Origin of the sequence: Pseudomonas sp. Leaf15 (assembly GCF_001421425.1) — a bacterium.
In the GTDB taxonomy this organism is placed as follows: domain Bacteria; phylum Pseudomonadota; class Gammaproteobacteria; order Pseudomonadales; family Pseudomonadaceae; genus Aquipseudomonas; species Aquipseudomonas salomonii.
This window is the reverse complement of the sequence record NZ_LMKI01000009.1, coordinates 62,669-80,006: the sequence shown is the minus strand read 5'-3', so window position 1 is coordinate 80,006 and position 17,338 is coordinate 62,669. Positions and strand designations below refer to the sequence as shown.

General features: G+C 60.4%; 13 protein-coding genes. 10 read left to right on the top strand and 3 right to left on the bottom strand.

The genetic code is table 11. The features are described from left to right. Positions 1-14 precede the first annotated feature (14 nt). The 9 genes from arcC (at position 15) to ASE80_RS08890 (ending at position 10,591) form a co-directional block, all read left to right on the top strand. A complete protein-coding gene (gene arcC / locus ASE80_RS08930) occupies positions 15-944 on the top strand; it encodes a carbamate kinase (protein ID WP_056858593.1) in 930 nt (309 codons plus the stop codon). Positions 945-962: 18 nt separating this feature from the next. Beyond that, positions 963-1,325, top strand: a complete 363-nt coding sequence (locus tag ASE80_RS08925) for a DUF5064 family protein (RefSeq protein WP_056858592.1) — start codon at positions 963-965, stop codon at positions 1,323-1,325. Positions 1,326-1,508: 183 nt separating this feature from the next. Continuing rightward, the gene (locus tag ASE80_RS08920) at positions 1,509-3,017 is read left to right on the top strand and encodes a sigma-54-dependent transcriptional regulator (protein WP_056858591.1); all 1,509 of its coding nucleotides are present in this window, start codon (positions 1,509-1,511) and stop codon (positions 3,015-3,017) included. A 428-nt stretch (positions 3,018-3,445) separates the two neighbouring features. Next, a complete protein-coding gene (gene gcvH, locus ASE80_RS08915; protein WP_056858590.1) occupies positions 3,446-3,829 on the top strand; it encodes a glycine cleavage system protein GcvH in 384 nt (127 codons plus the stop codon). 10 nt (positions 3,830-3,839) lie between these two features. Next, the gene (gene gcvP, locus ASE80_RS08910; protein ID WP_056858589.1) at positions 3,840-6,677 is read left to right on the top strand and encodes an aminomethyl-transferring glycine dehydrogenase; all 2,838 of its coding nucleotides are present in this window, start codon (positions 3,840-3,842) and stop codon (positions 6,675-6,677) included. 185 nt (positions 6,678-6,862) lie between these two features. After that, positions 6,863-8,239, top strand: coding sequence for an L-serine ammonia-lyase (locus ASE80_RS08905; protein WP_056858588.1), 1,377 nt, complete (start codon positions 6,863-6,865; stop codon positions 8,237-8,239). A gap of 39 nt (positions 8,240-8,278) precedes the next feature. Beyond that, positions 8,279-9,403, top strand: coding sequence for a glycine cleavage system aminomethyltransferase GcvT (gene gcvT / locus ASE80_RS08900; protein WP_056858587.1), 1,125 nt, complete (start codon positions 8,279-8,281; stop codon positions 9,401-9,403). Between the two features lie 392 nt (positions 9,404-9,795). After that, a complete protein-coding gene (locus ASE80_RS08895) occupies positions 9,796-10,008 on the top strand; it encodes a cold-shock protein (protein WP_056858586.1) in 213 nt (70 codons plus the stop codon). Between the two features lie 94 nt (positions 10,009-10,102). Continuing rightward, positions 10,103-10,591: an RDD family protein gene (locus tag ASE80_RS08890; protein ID WP_056858585.1), complete on the top strand. Its 489-nt coding sequence runs from the start codon at positions 10,103-10,105 to the stop codon at positions 10,589-10,591. Between the two features lie 137 nt (positions 10,592-10,728). Here ASE80_RS08890 and nadA read toward each other — a convergent pair whose 3' ends face one another. The 3 genes from nadA to ASE80_RS08875 form a co-directional block, all read right to left on the bottom strand. Beyond that, entirely contained in the window at positions 10,729-11,787 is a 1,059-nt protein-coding gene (gene nadA / locus ASE80_RS08885) for a quinolinate synthase NadA (protein ID WP_056858584.1), read from the bottom strand. Positions 11,788-12,023: 236 nt separating this feature from the next. Beyond that, positions 12,024-13,463 (bottom strand): hypothetical protein, encoded by a 1,440-nt coding sequence (locus tag ASE80_RS08880; RefSeq protein WP_056858583.1) that lies wholly within the window; start codon positions 13,461-13,463, stop codon positions 12,024-12,026. 267 nt (positions 13,464-13,730) lie between these two features. Beyond that, positions 13,731-15,017 (bottom strand): OmpP1/FadL family transporter, encoded by a 1,287-nt coding sequence (locus ASE80_RS08875; RefSeq protein ID WP_056858582.1) that lies wholly within the window; start codon positions 15,015-15,017, stop codon positions 13,731-13,733. 525 nt (positions 15,018-15,542) lie between these two features. Between ASE80_RS08875 and ASE80_RS08870 the strand changes: the two genes are divergently transcribed. Further along, positions 15,543-17,258, top strand: coding sequence for a ShlB/FhaC/HecB family hemolysin secretion/activation protein (locus tag ASE80_RS08870; protein WP_056858581.1), 1,716 nt, complete (start codon positions 15,543-15,545; stop codon positions 17,256-17,258). Positions 17,259-17,338: the final 80 nt, after the last annotated feature.

Genomic DNA, 17,338 nt, shown 5'->3' with positions numbered 1-17,338 from the left:
AAAAGGAATGCATTATGCGCATCGTCGTAGCCCTGGGCGGCAACGCCCTGCTCCGCCGTGGTGAACCCATGACGGCGGACAACCAACGCGCCAATATCCGCATCGCCACCGAACAGATCGCCAAGATCCACCCCGGCAATGAGCTGGTGATCGCCCACGGCAATGGCCCGCAAGTCGGCCTGCTGTCGTTGCAGGCGGCGGCCTACACCCAGGTTTCGCCGTACCCGCTGGACGTGCTCGGCGCCGAAACCGAAGGCATGATCGGCTACATCATCGAACAGGAACTGGGCAACCTGCTGGACTTCGAAGTACCGTTCGCCACCTTGCTCACCCAAGTGGAAGTCGACGCCAAGGACCCGGCTTTCCAGAACCCGACCAAGCCCATTGGCCCGGTGTACTCCAAGGCCGAAGCCGAAAAACTCGCCGCTGAAAAAGGCTGGGCCATCGCCCCCGATGGCGATAAATACCGTCGCGTAGTGGCCAGCCCACGCCCCAAACGCATCTTTGAAATCCGCCCGATCAAGTGGCTGCTGGAAAAACGCGCCATTGTGATTTGCGCCGGTGGCGGCGGCATCCCGACCATGTATGGCGAGGACGGCAAGCTGCGCGGCATTGAAGCGGTGATCGACAAAGACCTGTGCTCATCCTTGCTGGCCTCGCAACTGGACGCCGATTTGCTGGTGATCGCCACCGATGTGAATGCGGCTTTTATCGACTTCGGCAATCCAACCCAGAAGGCCATCGGCCAGGCCCATCCCGACGACATGGAGAAGCTCGGCTTCGCCGCCGGCTCCATGGGGCCGAAGGTGCAAGCCGCCTGCGAGTTCGCCCGCCAGACTGGCAAAACTGCCGTCATCGGTTCACTCTCGGACATCGAAGCCATCGTCCAGGGCAGCGCCGGCACGCGTATCAGCACGGCAAAACCTGGCATCACCTACCTGTGAAGTAGAGGAGAAACGCCTATGGCCACCTTTGAACCCGGTCACCTGCACATCGAACGTCACGCGCTCAACAAGGAGGACTACAGCTACAACCTGTGCATCGACTACGAGGTCAGCCAGGATCCAAAGGAAGGCAAGGGAATGCTCTTCAAGCTGCACGGCTCAGTGCAGGGCAAGGACCTCAAGGAGGAGTTCTTTTTACCCAAAGACCAGGCCTTCGACTTTGCCCGGCATGCGATGAACATCGCGCAGAAATACGGGATGCCGAAGGTGGCGACGCTTAACGGCCAGATGCACAAGCAGTACGACTTGATGTTTGAGGATGTAAGGCATCAGCTGGATGTGAAGTCCGGCGATCCGGTCAAGCCCGAACACCTGGAATAACAAGTTTGCACTGAGACAACACCATCAATGTGGGAGCGGGCTTGCTCGCGAATGCGGTCTTTCAGTCGATAAATTAAGAGACTGACACACCGCATTCGCGAGCAAGCCCGCTCCCACATTTTGATCTCCATCCGCTCCAAGGCATAATTGCGGCCTCTCGCTCTGCAGATTTGTCGCCACCCCATGCGTATCCACGTCAGCTTCATCGACCGCGTCGGCATTACCCAGGAAGTCCTGGCCTTGCTCGGTGGGCGCAATCTCAACCTGGATGCGGTGGAGATGGTGCCGCCCAACGTGTACATCGACGCGCCGACCCTGAGCGCGGAGGTGCTCGAAGAGCTGCGCGATGCGCTGTTCAGCGTGCACGGCGTACAGGCGGTCACCGTAGTGGATATCCTTCCCGGCCAACGCCGCCACCTGCAACTCGACGCGTTGCTCGCGGCCATGACCGACCCGGTACTGGCCCTGGACAGCGCGGGCAAGATCCTGCTGGCCAACCCGGCGCTGATCGCGCTGTATGGCCGCGAACCGGCGGGTGAAAGCATCAGCGCGTTGTTCAACGACCCGGCGCTGCTGGAGACTTTGCTCGAACAGGGCTTTCGTTTACCGTTGCGCGAGATCAGCGTCAACGGCCAGACCTTTTTGCTCGACGCCACGCCGATCACCGACGCCGGCGCCCTGCTGACCCTGTATCAACCCAATCGCATCGGTGAGCAACTGTCGGCGCTGCATCACGACCATGCCGAAGGGTTTGATGCATTGCTGGGCGAGTCGCCGGTGATTCGCACCCTCAAGGCGCGGGCGCAACGCGTGGCGGCGCTGGATGCGCCGCTGTTGATCCAGGGCGAAACCGGCACCGGCAAAGAGCTGGTCGCGCGCGCCTGCCATGCCATCAGCGCGCGCCACAGTGCACCGTTTTTGGCCTTGAACTGTGCGGCGTTGCCGGAGAACCTGGCCGAAAGTGAGTTGTTCGGTTATGCGCCTGGCGCCTTTACCGGCGCGCAGCGTGGCGGCAAGCCGGGGCTGATGGAGTTGGCCAATCAGGGCACGGTGTTCCTTGATGAAATTGGCGAGATGTCGCCGTATTTGCAGGCCAAGCTGCTGCGGTTTCTGAATGACGGCAGCTTTCGACGGGTGGGTGGCGACCGTGAAGTGAAGGTCAATGTGCGCATCCTCAGCGCCACCCATCGCGACCTGGAAAAAATGGTCAGCGAGGGCACGTTCCGCGAAGACCTGTTTTACCGCCTTAATGTGCTCAACGTCGAAGTGCCGCCACTGCGCGAGCGCGGCCAGGACATTCTGCTGCTGGCCCGCTACTTCATGCAGCAGGCCTGCGCGCAGATCCAGCGCCCGGTATGCCGCCTGGCGCCCGGCACTTACCCGGCGCTGCTGGGCAACCGCTGGCCGGGTAATGTGCGCCAGTTGCAAAACGTGATCTTCCGCGCCGCCGCCATCTGCGAAAGTACCTTGGTGGACATTGGCGATCTGGACATCGCCGGCACCTCGGTCGCCCGCCAGAGCGACGGCGAAGTCGACAGCCTGGAACAAGCGGTGGAAGACTTCGAGCGCAACCTGCTGGAAACCCTCTACGCCAGTTACCCCTCGACCCGCCAACTGGCGAGCCGCTTGCAGACATCCCATACGGCAATTGCCCATCGCTTGCGCAAGTACGGCATTCCAAACAAAACCTGAAAATGTAGAGATCAAAATGTGGGGCTTGTGTGGGAGCTGGCTTGCCTGCGATGCAGGCACCTCGGTCTGTCAGGTAGACCAAGGTGATGCTATCGCAGGCAAGCCAGCTCCCACACAAGCCCGCTCCCACATGGAAGGCATCCAAGTTTGGGTCTGAGAACGACATCCGCTGTACTGAAAGCGCTACAGCGTAACGATATCGCTACAACCCTGTTTTTTACGCGCCATGCAAGGCTTTGATCCACATAGGCTTTTTTTGCTGTGCTCAAGTGTAGCGAAATCGCTACAGCTGAAAATCATATCCTCATAACCAAAATAGTTAAGTAATTGATTTATAACGACTTAATAACATTGGCCGCAATATTGCTAAGCAACTCCCCATTATTCCAATCCCGTCCACCAGACGAATCTGGCCCTGAGGAGTTTCCATGAGCGAGTTGCGTTTCACAGAAGATCACGAATGGCTGCGCGCCGAAGCCGATGGCAGCGTCACCGTGGGTATCACCGCTTTCGCGCAGAACGCGCTGGGTGATGTGGTTTTCGTGCAACTGCCGGAGTTGCAGGCTTACGACAAGGGCGCCGAAGCCTCCACCGTGGAATCGGTAAAAGCCGCCAGCGGCGTGTACATGCCGCTGACCGGTGAAGTGCTGGAAGTGAACGACGCACTCAGCGACAGCCCGGAACTGGTCAACGAAGACCCGATGGGCGAAGGCTGGTTCTTCCGCTTTAAACCGGCCGACGCCGAGGCGGTAGCTAAACTGCTGGATCAGGATGCGTACGACCGCCTGATCAAAGCCAACGCTGAAGCCTGAGGAGCGCACCATGACCATCAATCTCAGCACCGCCAACGAATTCATCGCCCGCCACATCGGCCCGCGCCAGGAAGATGAGCAGCACATGCTCGCAAGCCTGGGTTTTGATTCCCTAGAAGCCCTCAGCGCCAGCGTGATCCCGGAAAGCATCAAGGGCACCAGCGTACTCGGCCTGGAAGACGGCCTGAGCGAAGCCCAGGCCCTGGCCAAGATCAAGGCCATCGCCGCCAAGAACCAGCTGTTCAAGACTTACATCGGCCAGGGCTACTACAACTGCCACACGCCGTCGCCGATCCTGCGCAACCTGCTGGAAAACCCGGCCTGGTACACCGCCTACACCCCGTATCAACCCGAGATTTCCCAAGGCCGCCTGGAAGCGCTGTTGAATTTCCAGACCCTGATCAGCGACCTCACCGGCCTGCCGATTGCCAACGCCTCCTTGCTCGACGAAGCCACCGCTGCCGCCGAAGCCATGACCTTCTGCAAGCGCCTGAGCAAGAACAAGGGCAGCAACGCTTTCTTCGCCTCCGTGCATAGCCACCCACAGACCCTCGACGTACTGCGCACCCGTGCCGAGCCGTTGGGCATCGACGTGGTGGTGGGCGATGAACGCGAGCTGACCGACGTCAGCGCGTTTTTCGGCGCTCTGCTGCAATACCCGGCCAGCAACGGTGACGTGTTTGATTACCGCGAACTGACCGAGCGTTTCCACGCTGCCAATGCCTTGGTCGCGGTCGCCGCCGACCTGCTGGCCCTGACCCTGCTAACCCCGCCGGGTGAGTTCGGTGCCGACGTGGCCATCGGCAGCGCGCAACGCTTCGGCGTGCCGCTGGGCTTTGGTGGCCCGCACGCGGCGTACTTCTCCACCAAGGATGCGTTCAAGCGCGATATGCCCGGCCGTCTGGTCGGTGTGTCGGTCGACCGTTTCGGCAAGCCGGCCCTGCGCCTGGCCATGCAGACCCGCGAGCAGCATATCCGTCGCGAGAAAGCCACCAGCAACATCTGCACCGCGCAGGTCCTGTTGGCCAACATCGCCAGCATGTACGCCGTGTACCACGGCCCTGAAGGCCTGACCCGGATCGCCCGGCGCATTCACCAGCTGACCGCGATCCTGGCCAAAGGCTTGACCGCTCTGGGCCTTAAGGTTGAGCAGGCAAACTTCTTCGACACGATCACCCTCAACACGGGCGCCAACACCGCCGCCCTGCACGACAAGGCCCGCGCCCAGCGCATCAACCTGCGCGTGGTGGATGCCGAGCGCGTTGGCCTGTCGGTCGACGAAACCACCACCCAGGCCGATATCGAAGCCTTGTGGGCGATCTTCGCCGACGGCAAGGCGCTGCCCGCCTTTGCTGCGACTGAAAGCACCCTGCCTGCCGCGCTGCTGCGCCAGTCGCCGATCCTCAGCCATCCGGTGTTCAACCGTTACCACTCCGAAACCGAGCTGATGCGCTACCTGCGCAAGCTGGCCGACAAGGACCTGGCGCTGGACCGCACCATGATCCCGCTGGGCTCGTGCACCATGAAACTCAACGCCGCCAGCGAAATGATCCCGGTCACCTGGGCCGAATTCGGTGCCCTGCACCCGTTCGCCCCGGCCGCACAAAGTGCCGGCTACCTGGAGCTGACCTCTGACCTGGAAGCCATGCTCTGCGCGGCCACCGGTTACGACGCGATCTCGCTGCAACCGAACGCCGGTTCCCAAGGTGAATACGCAGGCCTCTTGGCCATTCGAGCTTACCACCAGAGCCGTGGCGAAGAACGCCGCGACATCTGCCTGATCCCGTCGTCGGCCCACGGCACCAACCCTGCGACCGCCAACATGGCCGGTATGCGCGTGGTGGTCACCGCCTGCGATGCACGCGGCAACGTTGACATCGAAGACTTGCGTGCCAAGGCCATCGAGCACCGCGAGCACCTCGCCGCGCTGATGATCACCTACCCGTCCACCCACGGCGTGTTCGAAGAAGGCATCCGCGAAATCTGCGGCATCATTCATGACAACGGCGGCCAGGTGTACATCGACGGCGCCAACATGAACGCGATGGTCGGCCTGTGCGCACCGGGCAAGTTCGGTGGCGACGTGTCCCACCTGAACCTGCACAAAACCTTCTGCATCCCGCACGGCGGTGGCGGCCCGGGCGTTGGCCCGATTGGGGTTAAATCCCACCTCACGCCATTCCTGCCAGGCCACGCGGCCATGGAGCGCAAGGAAGGCGCGGTGTGCGCGGCGCCATTTGGCAGCGCGAGCATTCTGCCGATCACCTGGATGTACATCAGCATGATGGGCGGCGCGGGCCTCAAGCGCGCTTCGCAGTTGGCGATCCTGAACGCCAACTACATTTCCCGTCGCCTCGAAGAGCATTACCCCGTGCTCTACACCGGCAGCAATGGCCTGGTGGCGCACGAATGCATCCTGGACCTGCGCCCATTGAAAGACAGCAGCGGCATCAGCGTGGATGACGTGGCCAAGCGCCTGATCGACTTCGGCTTCCATGCGCCGACCATGTCGTTCCCGGTGGCGGGCACCTTGATGATCGAGCCGACCGAAAGCGAATCCAGGGAAGAACTGGACCGCTTCTGTGACGCCATGATCGCCATCCGCGAGGAAATCCGCGCAGTGGAAAACGGCACCTTGGACAAGGACGACAACCCACTGAAAAACGCCCCGCACACGGCGGCTGAAATCGTCGGTGAATGGAGCCACCCGTACAGCCGTGAACAGGCGGTGTACCCGGTGGCGTCGTTGATCGAAGGCAAGTACTGGCCGCCGGTTGGCCGGGTTGACAACGTGTTTGGCGACCGCAACCTGGTGTGTGCGTGCCCGTCGATCGAGAGCTACGCGTAACCTGACTGAACTCGGTCAATGTGGGAGCTGGCTTGTGTGGGAGCTGGCTTGCCTGCGATGCAGGCACCTCGGTCTATCAGGTAGACCAGGGTGATGCTATCGCAGGCAAGCCAGCTCCCACACAAGCCCGGTTGCTACATTGACCGAGCCAGCCTTCAAAAATAATAAGAAACCGGAGAACAACCATGTCCCTTAGCGTGTTCGACCTGTTCAAGATTGGCATCGGCCCCTCCAGCTCCCACACCGTCGGCCCGATGCGTGCGGCGGCTCGATTCGTCGAAGGCCTCAAACGTGACAACCTGCTGAACACCACCAGCGGCATCAAGGTGGAACTCTATGGCTCACTGGGCGCCACCGGCAAAGGCCACGGCAGCGACAAGGCCGTGTTGCTGGGCCTGGAAGGCGAACACCCGGACACCGTGAATACCGAAACCGTCGCCGCACGCCTTGCGCAAATGCGCAGTGACGGTCGCTTGAACCTGCTCGGCGAACACAGCATTGCGTTCAACGAGAAAGAACACCTGGCGATGATTCGCAAGCCTCTCGCCTACCATCCCAATGGCATGATTTTTCGCGCCTTCGACGCCGCCGGCATCCAGATCCGCAGCCGCGAGTATTACTCGGTCGGTGGCGGGTTTGTGGTGGATGAAGACGCCGCCGGCGCTGACCGGATCGTCGAAGACACCACGCCGCTGACCTTCCCTTTCAAGCACGCCAAGGATTTGCTCGGCCATTGCGCCACTTACGGGCTGTCCATCAGCCAGGTGATGCTGACCAATGAAAGCGCCTGGCGCCCGGAGGCGGAAACTCGCGCCGGTTTGCTGAACATCTGGCAGGTGATGCAGGACTGCGTGGATGCCGGGTGTCGCAACGAAGGCATCTTGCCCGGCGGCTTGAAGGTCAAGCGCCGTGCGGCTGCGCTGCATCGGCAGCTGTGCAAGAACCCCGAATCGGCGCTGCGTGACCCGTTGTCGGTGCTCGACTGGGTCAACCTGTATGCGCTGGCGGTCAATGAAGAAAACGCCAACGGCGGGCGCGTGGTCACCGCGCCTACCAACGGTGCGGCCGGGATTGTGCCGGCGGTGTTGCATTACTACATGCGCTTTATCCCGGGCGCGAACGAGGACGGCGTGGTGCGCTTTCTGCTCACCGCCGCCGCCATCGGGATTTTGTACAAGGAAAACGCCTCTATTTCCGGCGCCGAAGTCGGCTGCCAGGGCGAGGTCGGCGTGGCCTGTTCCATGGCTGCCGGTGCTTTGTGCGAAGTATTGGGCGGCAGCGTGTCCCAAGTGGAAAACGCCGCCGAGATCGGCATGGAACACAACCTCGGCCTGACCTGCGACCCGATTGGCGGGCTGGTGCAGGTGCCGTGCATCGAGCGCAATGCCATGGGCTCGGTCAAGGCGATCAATGCGGTGCGCATGGCTTTGCGTGGCGACGGGCAACACTTCGTGTCACTCGACAAGGTCATCCGCACCATGCGCCAGACCGGCGCCGATATGAAAAGCAAATACAAGGAAACCGCCCGTGGCGGTTTGGCCGTCAACATTATCGAGTGCTGACGCCTACAAGCGCGTCCGCACGTTTTTCAGGAGCTGAACATGTCCACCGAAACCCTGTTGAAAACCCCATTGCACGCCCTGCACATCGAGTTGGGCGCACGCATGGTGCCCTTCGCCGGCTACGACATGCCGGTGCAATATTCGCTGGGTGTGATGAAGGAACACCTGCACACCCGTGATCAAGCCGGGCTGTTCGACGTGTCCCACATGGGCCAGATCCGCCTGACCGGCGCCAACGCCGCCAAGGCCCTGGAAACCCTGGTGCCGGTCGACATCATTGACCTGCCCGTGGGCATGCAGCGCTACGCCATGTTCACCAATGATCAGGGCGGCATCCTCGACGACCTGATGGTGGCCAACCTGGGCAACGACGAACTGTTCCTGGTGGTCAACGCAGCTTGCAAGGACCAGGACCTGGCCCACCTGCGCAAACACATTGGCGAGCAGTGCAGCATCGAGCCGCTGTTCGAAGAGCGCGCCCTGCTGGCCCTGCAAGGCCCGGCAGCGGTGAAAGTGCTGGCACGCCTGGCGCCTGAAGTGGCCAGGATGACCTTCATGCAGTTCGCCACCCTGCGCCTGCTGGGCGTGGAGTGCTACGTGAGCCGCTCGGGTTACACCGGCGAAGACGGTTTTGAGATCTCCGTACCGGCGGCCAATGCCGAGAGCCTGGCGCGCAGCCTGCTGGCCGAAACCGAAGTTCAAGCCATTGGCCTGGGCGCCCGCGATTCCCTGCGCCTGGAAGCCGGCCTGTGCCTCTACGGGCATGACATGAACACCGAGACCACGCCGATTGAAGCCAGCCTGCTGTGGGCGATCTCCAAGGCCCGGCGTGCCGATGGCGCACGTGCCGGCGGCTTCCCTGGCGCCGACCGCATCTTCACCCAGCAGCAAGCCGGTGTAAGCCGCAAGCGCGTGGGCCTGCTGCCACAGGAACGCACCCCGGTGCGTGAAGGTGCAGACATCGTCGATGAGCATGGCACGGTGATCGGCAGCGTGTGCAGCGGCGGCTTTGGCCCGACCTTGGGCGGCCCATTGGCCATGGGTTACCTGGACAGCGCATTTGTGGCACTGGACACCGAAGTGTCTGCGTTGGTACGTGGGAAAAAGGTGCCACTACGTGTAAGTAAAATGCCATTTGTACCGCAACGTTACTACCGTGGTTGATTGACTGTTCCTATAAGTAACGCGGTTGCGTTAACGCGCACTAATTTGTAACGCAACCGCCATAAAACAGTGCATTGACGATAGACATTTTAATAGGCGCCCACCTATAACAAGTGAGCAACACTATCGAATATGTGGGATCCGCTTTAAGTCAACGAAGTGTCATATGGCCGAGCAAAACCTGGGCTTTTTTCGGGGCTTGTTTTTTCTGTATTAGTTGACGTAGAGTTTAGCCACTGTGTTTGCATGGGTCGCTTGGAACCTGGACCTGGGCAGTAGCTATAAGTTTGCTACAACCCGTTCGACGTCTCTTACTTTCCTGCAACCCAGCCCAGTACTCTTTCATGTGAAAGGGGCTGTCATTAATTTTTAGCGTCAAAGGAAAGAAGAAAATGGCTGATCGTCAGAGCGGTACCGTCAAGTGGTTTAACGACGAGAAAGGGTTTGGTTTTATCACTCCAGAAAGCGGTCCGGATCTGTTCGTGCATTTCCGCGCTATTCAGGGCAACGGCTTCAAGAGCCTCAAAGAAGGCCAGAAAGTCACCTTCCTTGCCGTGCAAGGCCAGAAAGGCATGCAGGCTGACGAAGTACAAGCAGAAGGCTGATCCTTACTGCGACAAAAAGCCCCTGATGGTGACATCAGGGGCTTTTTTATGTGCGTTTGCTCGTAAAATGGCTTTTTTCTCAAGAGAGACGGCCATGCCCAAACCTTTGTTGAGCCCCCAGGGCGAGTTCCCCGCCGTTGGCCTGGGCCGTCGTCTGGCAGCGATGTTCTATGACTTCCTGTTGTGCACCGCGCTGCTGATCGTCACCGCGTTTATCTACAAGCTGGTGTGGATGGCGTTTATCGGCGAAGCCAGGATGCGCACGCTCACCGAGTCCGGCGCGCTGGACGGCGACCCGCTGCTGTCGACGATTCTGTTTTTTGTGCTGTTTGGTTTTTTCGCCAAGTTCTGGACCCATTCCGGGCAGACGCTGGGTATGCAAGTGTGGGGCGTACGTGTGCAGAACGCCGACGGCTCGCGCATCAGCCTGTGGCAGGCGCTGCTGCGGTTTGTGGTGGCGATTGCGTCGTGGTTGTGCGTGGGGCTGGGGTTTGTCTGGTCGGTGTTTGATAAGCGCAAGCGCAGCTGGCATGACATCTACTCGGATACGCAGTTGGTGCAGATTCCGAAGCAGAAGAAGTAACCACTGAAAGAGTGGATATCCTAATGTGGGAGCGGGCTTGCTCGCGAATGCGCTGGTTCAGTCACCAGATGTATCGACTGACACACCGCATTCGCGAGCAAGCCCGCTCCCACATTTTTGACCGGGTGCGCCTTGGATCAGGCGTTGCCAGCCAGTTTGAGGCGCGCAGCCTGGGTAAAGTCCAGCATGCGTTTGAGCGGGCGCACGGCATGCGGGATCACCGAGGGCTCAACGAAGATCTCATTACTGCCCTCACGCAAACACTGCAGCGTGCGCTCCAGCGTATTCATCGCCATCCACGGGCAGTGCGCGCAACTGCGGCAGGCCGCGCCGTTGCCGGCGGTCGGTGCCTCAACGAAGACTTTGTCCGGGCACAGCTGCTGCATCTTGTAGAAGATGCCGCGGTCGGTGGCCACGATGAAGGTCTTGTTCGGCAAGCGCTGCGCTGCGGCAATCAGTTGGCTGGTGGAGCCCACCGCGTCCGCCAGTTCAATCACTGCCGTCGGCGATTCCGGGTGCACCAGGATCGCGGCGTCCGGGTACAGCGCCTTCATGTCTTCGAGTTGCTTGGACTTGAACTCTTCGTGGACGATGCACGCGCCGTCCCACAACAACATGTCTGCGCCGGTCTGGCGCTGAATGTAAGTGCCCAGGTGCTTGTCCGGGCCCCAGATAATCGTCTCGCCGTTGTCCATCAGGCTTTCGACGATTTCCAGCGCACAGCTGGAGGTAACCACCCAGTCGGCACGGGCTTTGACCGCCGCCGAAGTGTTGGCGTACACCACCACCGTGCGCTCGGGGTGCTGGTCGCAGAACGCCGAGAACTCATCCACCGGGCAGCCCAGGTCCAGGGAGCACGTGGCTTCCAGGGTGGGCATGAGGATGCGTTTTTCGGGAGTAAGGATTTTGGCGGTCTCGCCCATGAAACGTACACCGGCGACCAATACCGTCTTGGCCGGGTGGGCCGCGCCGAAGCGGGCCATTTCCAGGGAGTCGGACACGCAGCCACCGGTTTCTTCGGCCAGGGCCTGAATCACCGGGTCGCAATAGAAGTGGGCAACCAGCACCGCGTCCTGAGCCTTGAGCTCGGCGGCGATGGCGCTGCGCAGGCTCGCCTCTTCATCGGCACTCAGCGCCTTGGGCTGCTTGGCGTCGAGGTGGGCTTGAACCAGTAGGCGTTCGGAAATTTGCGTCATGTTCGCAAGACCTGCAAGCGCAGTAAGCGCGAAAGTCGAGTGTACCACCGGCTCTGGAGCCCTTCGGGCGCCGCCGGACGAAGTGATTGTGTTCATCAAGCACGGGGAAAGCTGCGCAAGGCTACAGAATATCGAATCGATTCAAAAGCCTAATCTGGCCTCCAGGCGCACGCCTGTCGGGCAAAAAAAACGGGAAGGCCCCGTGATGAGCCTTCCCGCTTTCATGGCGCGCAACCTCAGCGCATCAGTACAGCGGGATAGTCCTTTAGCAGCACCGAATCCTGCATGGCCGCCAGGGCGTCCTTCAAGGTTGATTGCTCCAGCGCGTCCTTGGACTTTTTAACCTCCTGGGCTGCGTGCTCCAGCAACGCCAGGTAGTCGCGTTTGGACGAGCCTTCTTTCGGCACCACCGTGTCTGACACCAACTGGGCCATCTCGTACTTCTGGGTCCGGGTGTTCTGCACCGCCGACTGCGACACAGAAGCACTCGCCAGTTGGCCATCCTTATAGGAGAAGCTCGCGGTGCTGCTGGCCTTGTCCTGCACTTGCATATACAGGTAGTTCTGCGATTCGCGGGTGCCATCCAACACCGGTGGCTCGCCACCGCTGAGGCTTTTGTGGAAGTTTGCCGACAGCACCGACTGCTGGTTCTGGGTCACGCTGCGGTCCGCGCTGCTGCGGCCATTGACCTGGGTCTTCTGCGACACGGTGTAGGAGAAGCTGTCGACTTCCGTAGGACGCATTGCGTTGGACGCACCGACGGCCTGCTTGATCGAAGCCTTGAAGTCCGCCAGCCCTGTCAGCAAACCTTTGTCGGTCGGGTTGTTGCTCAATGCATTCGTTGCGCCAGCGCCTTGGGGATAGTTGCTGTTCATGGCGCTGAACGCATCCTTGAACATCGCCATCAAATCAGCATTGGCACTACCGCGCTGTTGCACCCGGTCGAACTGGGCGAGGTAGGTTTTCATCGCATTGGCCTGCTGTTTGGCGTCACCCAGGTTTGCGCGGTTTTTCAGGTCCACAGACAGGTCGACGTCGCCGGCCGGGCCACTCATACGTGTGGTGCGGCTTTGGCTGTCGGCGTGGAACGCCAGGCTCATGTCCTCGCCCCCCTGGGTTTTGACTTTGGCGTTGAGGTCCACCGACGCCAACACGCTGGTGTCGAACTGGGTCAGTTTGCTCAGGTCGAGTTTCGGCGGTACGGCGGTCAACCCATCGACCGAAGCCTGGAACGCCGTCCCCAATTGGCCGACGGCTTTGAGTTCATCCGCGGTCAAATCGCCGCCGTCGACGGTGGCCTGCACGCCCAAGCCGTCTTTCTGACTGAACAGGCTGAACGTCACCGTCTTACCGCTGGCGGTCTTGATGCTGAGGCTGATTTGGTTGTCGGCCTTGCTGTGCAACACCGCCTGGTCGGCCTTGATCCCGCCCGTATCACCGGCACGCTCTGCCGTGGTGTTGAGCACCGATTGTGAAATCCCCGCCCCGCCGCCCCCGGTGAACTGATCCACCAACGCAGCACCGAGGCCGCTGTAACGGCTGGCCGTGGAGATTGAACCGAAGCGTTGGCTGATCGCCTGGGTGACTGCGTCCTGATTATCGTTTTCCCAGGCCCATACGGTTTCGCGGCCGGGGAGCTGCCCGTTTTTGGAATAGAGATCGATAACGTCGGCCACTGGATTTCCGAGGCTGACCACGGAAGACGGCCGGGCCGGTGAGACGTCGAGGGTGTTCGCAAGCGCTGCCGGCGGTGAGGTCGTGGCGGCGCGAAGAATGAGGGGATTGGTCGCGATGATCGGCGTTAGCGTAGTCATGACAGTCCATGTCTTAAAAGCTGATTAGCCTTCAATCTAACCAAGACACAGCGTGATTGACAGCCCGCAAGCCGAAATAACTGGCAAAGAGCCATGCCAAAAAACTGGCTCTTTGCGTGATGGCGCAGGTTAGAAGCGGTAAGTGACCGAACCGCCGAACCCATTGGCGCTGTTTTCATACTTGGCGTCGTAAGTGAGCGCCAGCTGAGGATTGTTGTCGCGCACCTTGATCGGCTCTTCCTTCAGGTAGGAATAGGCCACGTCAAAGGTCAGGTTGTCGACGGGCGTCCAACCGGCACCCAGGCTGAAGACGGTGCGGTCGCCGGTCGGAATGCGCACCGAACGGTCGGTGTTGTTGGTTGGCGTCTGGTCCACCGAGAAACCGGTACGCAGCACCAGCTGCTTGTTGAGCTGGTACGAGAGGCCTATCGCGTGGGACCAGGTGTCATGCCAATGCTGCTCTTCGGTAATGGAACCCAGGCCGGCCAGCTCGGCGGTAATGTCAGATACGCCGGCGTTATTGACCGTGATCTTCTTCAACTGGCTCCAGCGCGTGTAGGTGCTGCCCACGTAGAGGGTCAGGGCGTCGGTCAGTTGGTGGGTGACCGAGAAGTCCACGGACGACGGCGTGGTGACGTTCAGCTTGGCGTCATACTTCTGCGCCCCGCCATCGAGCACATCGGAGAGCACGCCCGAGGCGTTGGTATGGCCGCTCAGGTGATAGACCACTTGCGAGTGGTAAGTGACGCCGACGCGGGTGCTGTCCAGGGCCTGCACCAGGATACCGGCGTTGAAGCCCATCGCGGTGTCGTCACCCTTGATCTTGGCCGTCTCGGTGCCCAAGCCGAACGCCGGGACTTTGGAGTCCAGCTCGCCGCTGATTTTGTTGAAGGTCGGGCCGAAACCTACCGAGACCTTATCGTTGAACGCATAGCTGACCGTCGGCTGCGCGGTGATGACCTGAATCTTGCTCTTGTTACCAAAACCATTGCCCTGGAAGCTGTGTTCATAGTCGGTCACCAGGCCAAACGGCGCGTAGATCCCAAGGCCAAAGGCCCAGTGCTCATCAATCGGCGTCACAAGGTAACCCATCGGCACGGCAATGCCGGGGACCATGTCGCCTTTGTTGGTACCGGGGTTGTCGACACCTCCTTGAGAAGAGCTGGCGTCCTTGATGTTGGTTTTGGCATCCAGGTAGGTCGCGCCGATGCTGACTTCATTGTGCTTGATGCGCGACATGCCGGCCGGGTTACCGAACACCGTGCTGGCGTCATCCGCCGAGGAAGAACGCCCGGCGTAGCCTGTACCCATTGAGCTGACACTTTGCTCGTTGAGGGCGAAGCCACCGGCAAACAGCTGTGTGGAGGCGAGCGAAATGGAGAGCGCCAAGGCGCTTTTAAGAGTTTTGTTATTCATTATTAGGACTCGAATTATTGGGCAGCGCTGGGGAAACTACCAACGTTCGAGCGGGGCGTTTATGAAGGTTTTTTCATGCATTGGATTGTCGGACAATCTCAGGATTTTCAAGGACTTTGCCTGATTTTCCGTGTCCTTTTATGACTTTTTAACCTGATCGTGACTGCCCGGTTTCATTCGTCACAGTGCGCTCCCACCTTTGACCGTAAATGCCTTAACCGCACGGCATACCCCAAGATCGCACCCTCTCTAAACGCATTGATTAAGCGTTTGCGCTGTAACAATCAAAACCACCCGAGCGCACCACTTCCCCATAAAACACGGTTTCAAGGCCTAAAAACCCGTTGACGCACTAATTTTGTGCATTTGCTTGCTGAATTACGTGTAATTCATCACGTTTATGTAATAAATCCTACAGGCGATGTAACAATCCGTTTAAACATGACTCAAGAGCGGCAAGTCCCCGAGCTCACGGTTTGGGCTCCGGGGCATGAATCGTGTGTATTTCTACGTTAAGGATGTCGAGTGCCGAACCTGCCCTCACTCAAACGCTTGTGCCATCTCCACCCATTGGGCATCGCCCTGCTCTGCGTGTGCGCGCTGCCCGCCGCCGCCGCCGACGGCTTACAGCCAGGCCAGGAAGCCCTGCGCTTGCAGCAACAACAGCAGCGCGACCTGCAGCAAATACAGTTGGAGCAACGCCAGCGCCAACTGCAGAAAGGCAGCTTCGGCACACCAACGACCGCCCCCTCTGTGCCGGCAGACAACGTCAAAGATGCACGCTGCTGGCCGCTAAGCGGCACACGCCTGGCCGGTGTCACGCTGTTCAGCAGGGCCGAGTTGAATAAACACATCGAGCCGTATGTCGCCCCATGCATGGGCGTCACCCAGATCAACCGCCTGCTGGCCGAGATCACCCGCCTGTACGTCGAGGCCGGTTATATCGCCAGCCGCCCGTACCTGATCAGCAGCCCGGCGGCCGGGCAACCACTGGATATTCACGTCGAAGAAGGCTACCTCGAAGCCATCGAACTGGCCGACCAAAGCCTGCCCGTGTCGCTGGCCGGCGCCTTCCCCGGGCTGCTCGGCAAGCCACTGAACCTGCGCGACCTGGAGCAAGGCCTGGATCAGCTCAACCGCCTGCGCTCGGTGGACCTCACCGCCGATATCGCCCCCGGCAGTGAGCCTGGCGCCTCGCGCATCATCCTGCGTTCGCGCAGCACCGCCTCACGTTGGGGGCTGGGCCTGGGTGTGGATAACCTTGGCAGCGCCGGCACCGGCCGTGATCGCAACGCCATCAGCCTGAGCCTGGACAGCCCGCTGCAACTCAACGATTCACTTAACCTGAGCTTCAGCGACACGCTCAACCATGGCCCGCGTTACAGCCGCAGCAACAGCCTGTTTTATTCGATTCCCTACGGCTACTGGACCTACAGCCTGTTCGCCAGCCATGCCGAATACCGCTCACCGCTCAAGGTCAGCAGCACCACGCTGTACAACAGCGGCCGTACCGATCAGGTCAGCCTGCGCACCGACCGCGTGCTGTGGCGCGACCAGGGCCATCAACTCAGCGCCAACCTGCAACTGGCCTACAAGGACGTCGACAGTTACCTGCAAAAGGTCCGTTTGGGCATTCAGAGCCCAACGCTGAGCGTGGCCGAGGCCGGTTTGAATCTGTTCTGGCTCAACAGCGCGGTGTGGAACCTGGACGTCAATTACGCCCAGGGCCTGACCTGGTTCGGCGCTGATCGTGATGCTGACCAAGTGCAGAACAACCTGCCCCAGGCGCAGTTCCACAAGTACCGCGCCAACCTCACTCAATGGCGCAACGGCCAATGGCGCACGCAACCCTGGCAGTGGCAGAGCCAGCTGTCTGCGCAATACAGCCCGGACCGCTTGCCCGCCATCGAACAACTGCTGGGCACCGATGATTCGGCTGTGCGTGGCTACCGCGAAAACAGTGCCTCGGGCGCCATCGGTGCGGTGTGGCGCAACACCTTGCGCCTGCCGCTCAACAGCGACCTGCCGGTAAAAATCACCCCGCGCCTGGGCCTGGACAACGGTTGGGTCAAGCGCGAACACGGCGCCCCAGGCCAACGCCTGAGTGGCGCGAGTGCCGGGCTCAACCTGAGCTGGAAGAACGTGCAGCTCGACGTCGATTACCAACGCAATTTGCACACGCCAACCGGCTTTGGCCAGGAGCCGCAGGTCTGGCTGACGCGACTTAGCTTGCAGATTTAAACCAACACCCGATTAGCCTGAAACAACCGCCGTACCTGACCACCCCAGTAGCGTTGCAACGAACAACGCACGAGGCGGAT

Excerpts from the sequence above, each read along its gene's own strand:
- ASE80_RS08905 (WP_056858588.1), top strand. The coding sequence starts at position 6,863 with ATGTCCCTTAGCGTGTTCGACCTGTTCAAGATTGGCATCGGCCCCTCC.
- ASE80_RS08895 (WP_056858586.1), top strand. The coding sequence starts at position 9,796 with ATGGCTGATCGTCAGAGCGGTACCGTCAAGTGGTTTAACGACGAGAAA.
- gcvH (WP_056858590.1), top strand. The coding sequence starts at position 3,446 with ATGAGCGAGTTGCGTTTCACAGAAGATCACGAATGGCTGCGCGCCGAA.
- ASE80_RS08890 (WP_056858585.1), top strand. The coding sequence starts at position 10,103 with ATGCCCAAACCTTTGTTGAGCCCCCAGGGCGAGTTCCCCGCCGTTGGC.
- nadA (WP_056858584.1), bottom strand. The coding sequence starts at position 11,787 with ATGACGCAAATTTCCGAACGCCTACTGGTTCAAGCCCACCTCGACGCC.
- ASE80_RS08875 (WP_056858582.1), bottom strand. The coding sequence starts at position 15,017 with ATGAATAACAAAACTCTTAAAAGCGCCTTGGCGCTCTCCATTTCGCTC.
- gcvT (WP_056858587.1), top strand. The coding sequence starts at position 8,279 with ATGTCCACCGAAACCCTGTTGAAAACCCCATTGCACGCCCTGCACATC.
- arcC (WP_056858593.1), top strand. The coding sequence starts at position 15 with ATGCGCATCGTCGTAGCCCTGGGCGGCAACGCCCTGCTCCGCCGTGGT.
- gcvP (WP_056858589.1), top strand. The coding sequence starts at position 3,840 with ATGACCATCAATCTCAGCACCGCCAACGAATTCATCGCCCGCCACATC.
- ASE80_RS08925 (WP_056858592.1), top strand. The coding sequence starts at position 963 with ATGGCCACCTTTGAACCCGGTCACCTGCACATCGAACGTCACGCGCTC.
- ASE80_RS08920 (WP_056858591.1), top strand. The coding sequence starts at position 1,509 with ATGCGTATCCACGTCAGCTTCATCGACCGCGTCGGCATTACCCAGGAA.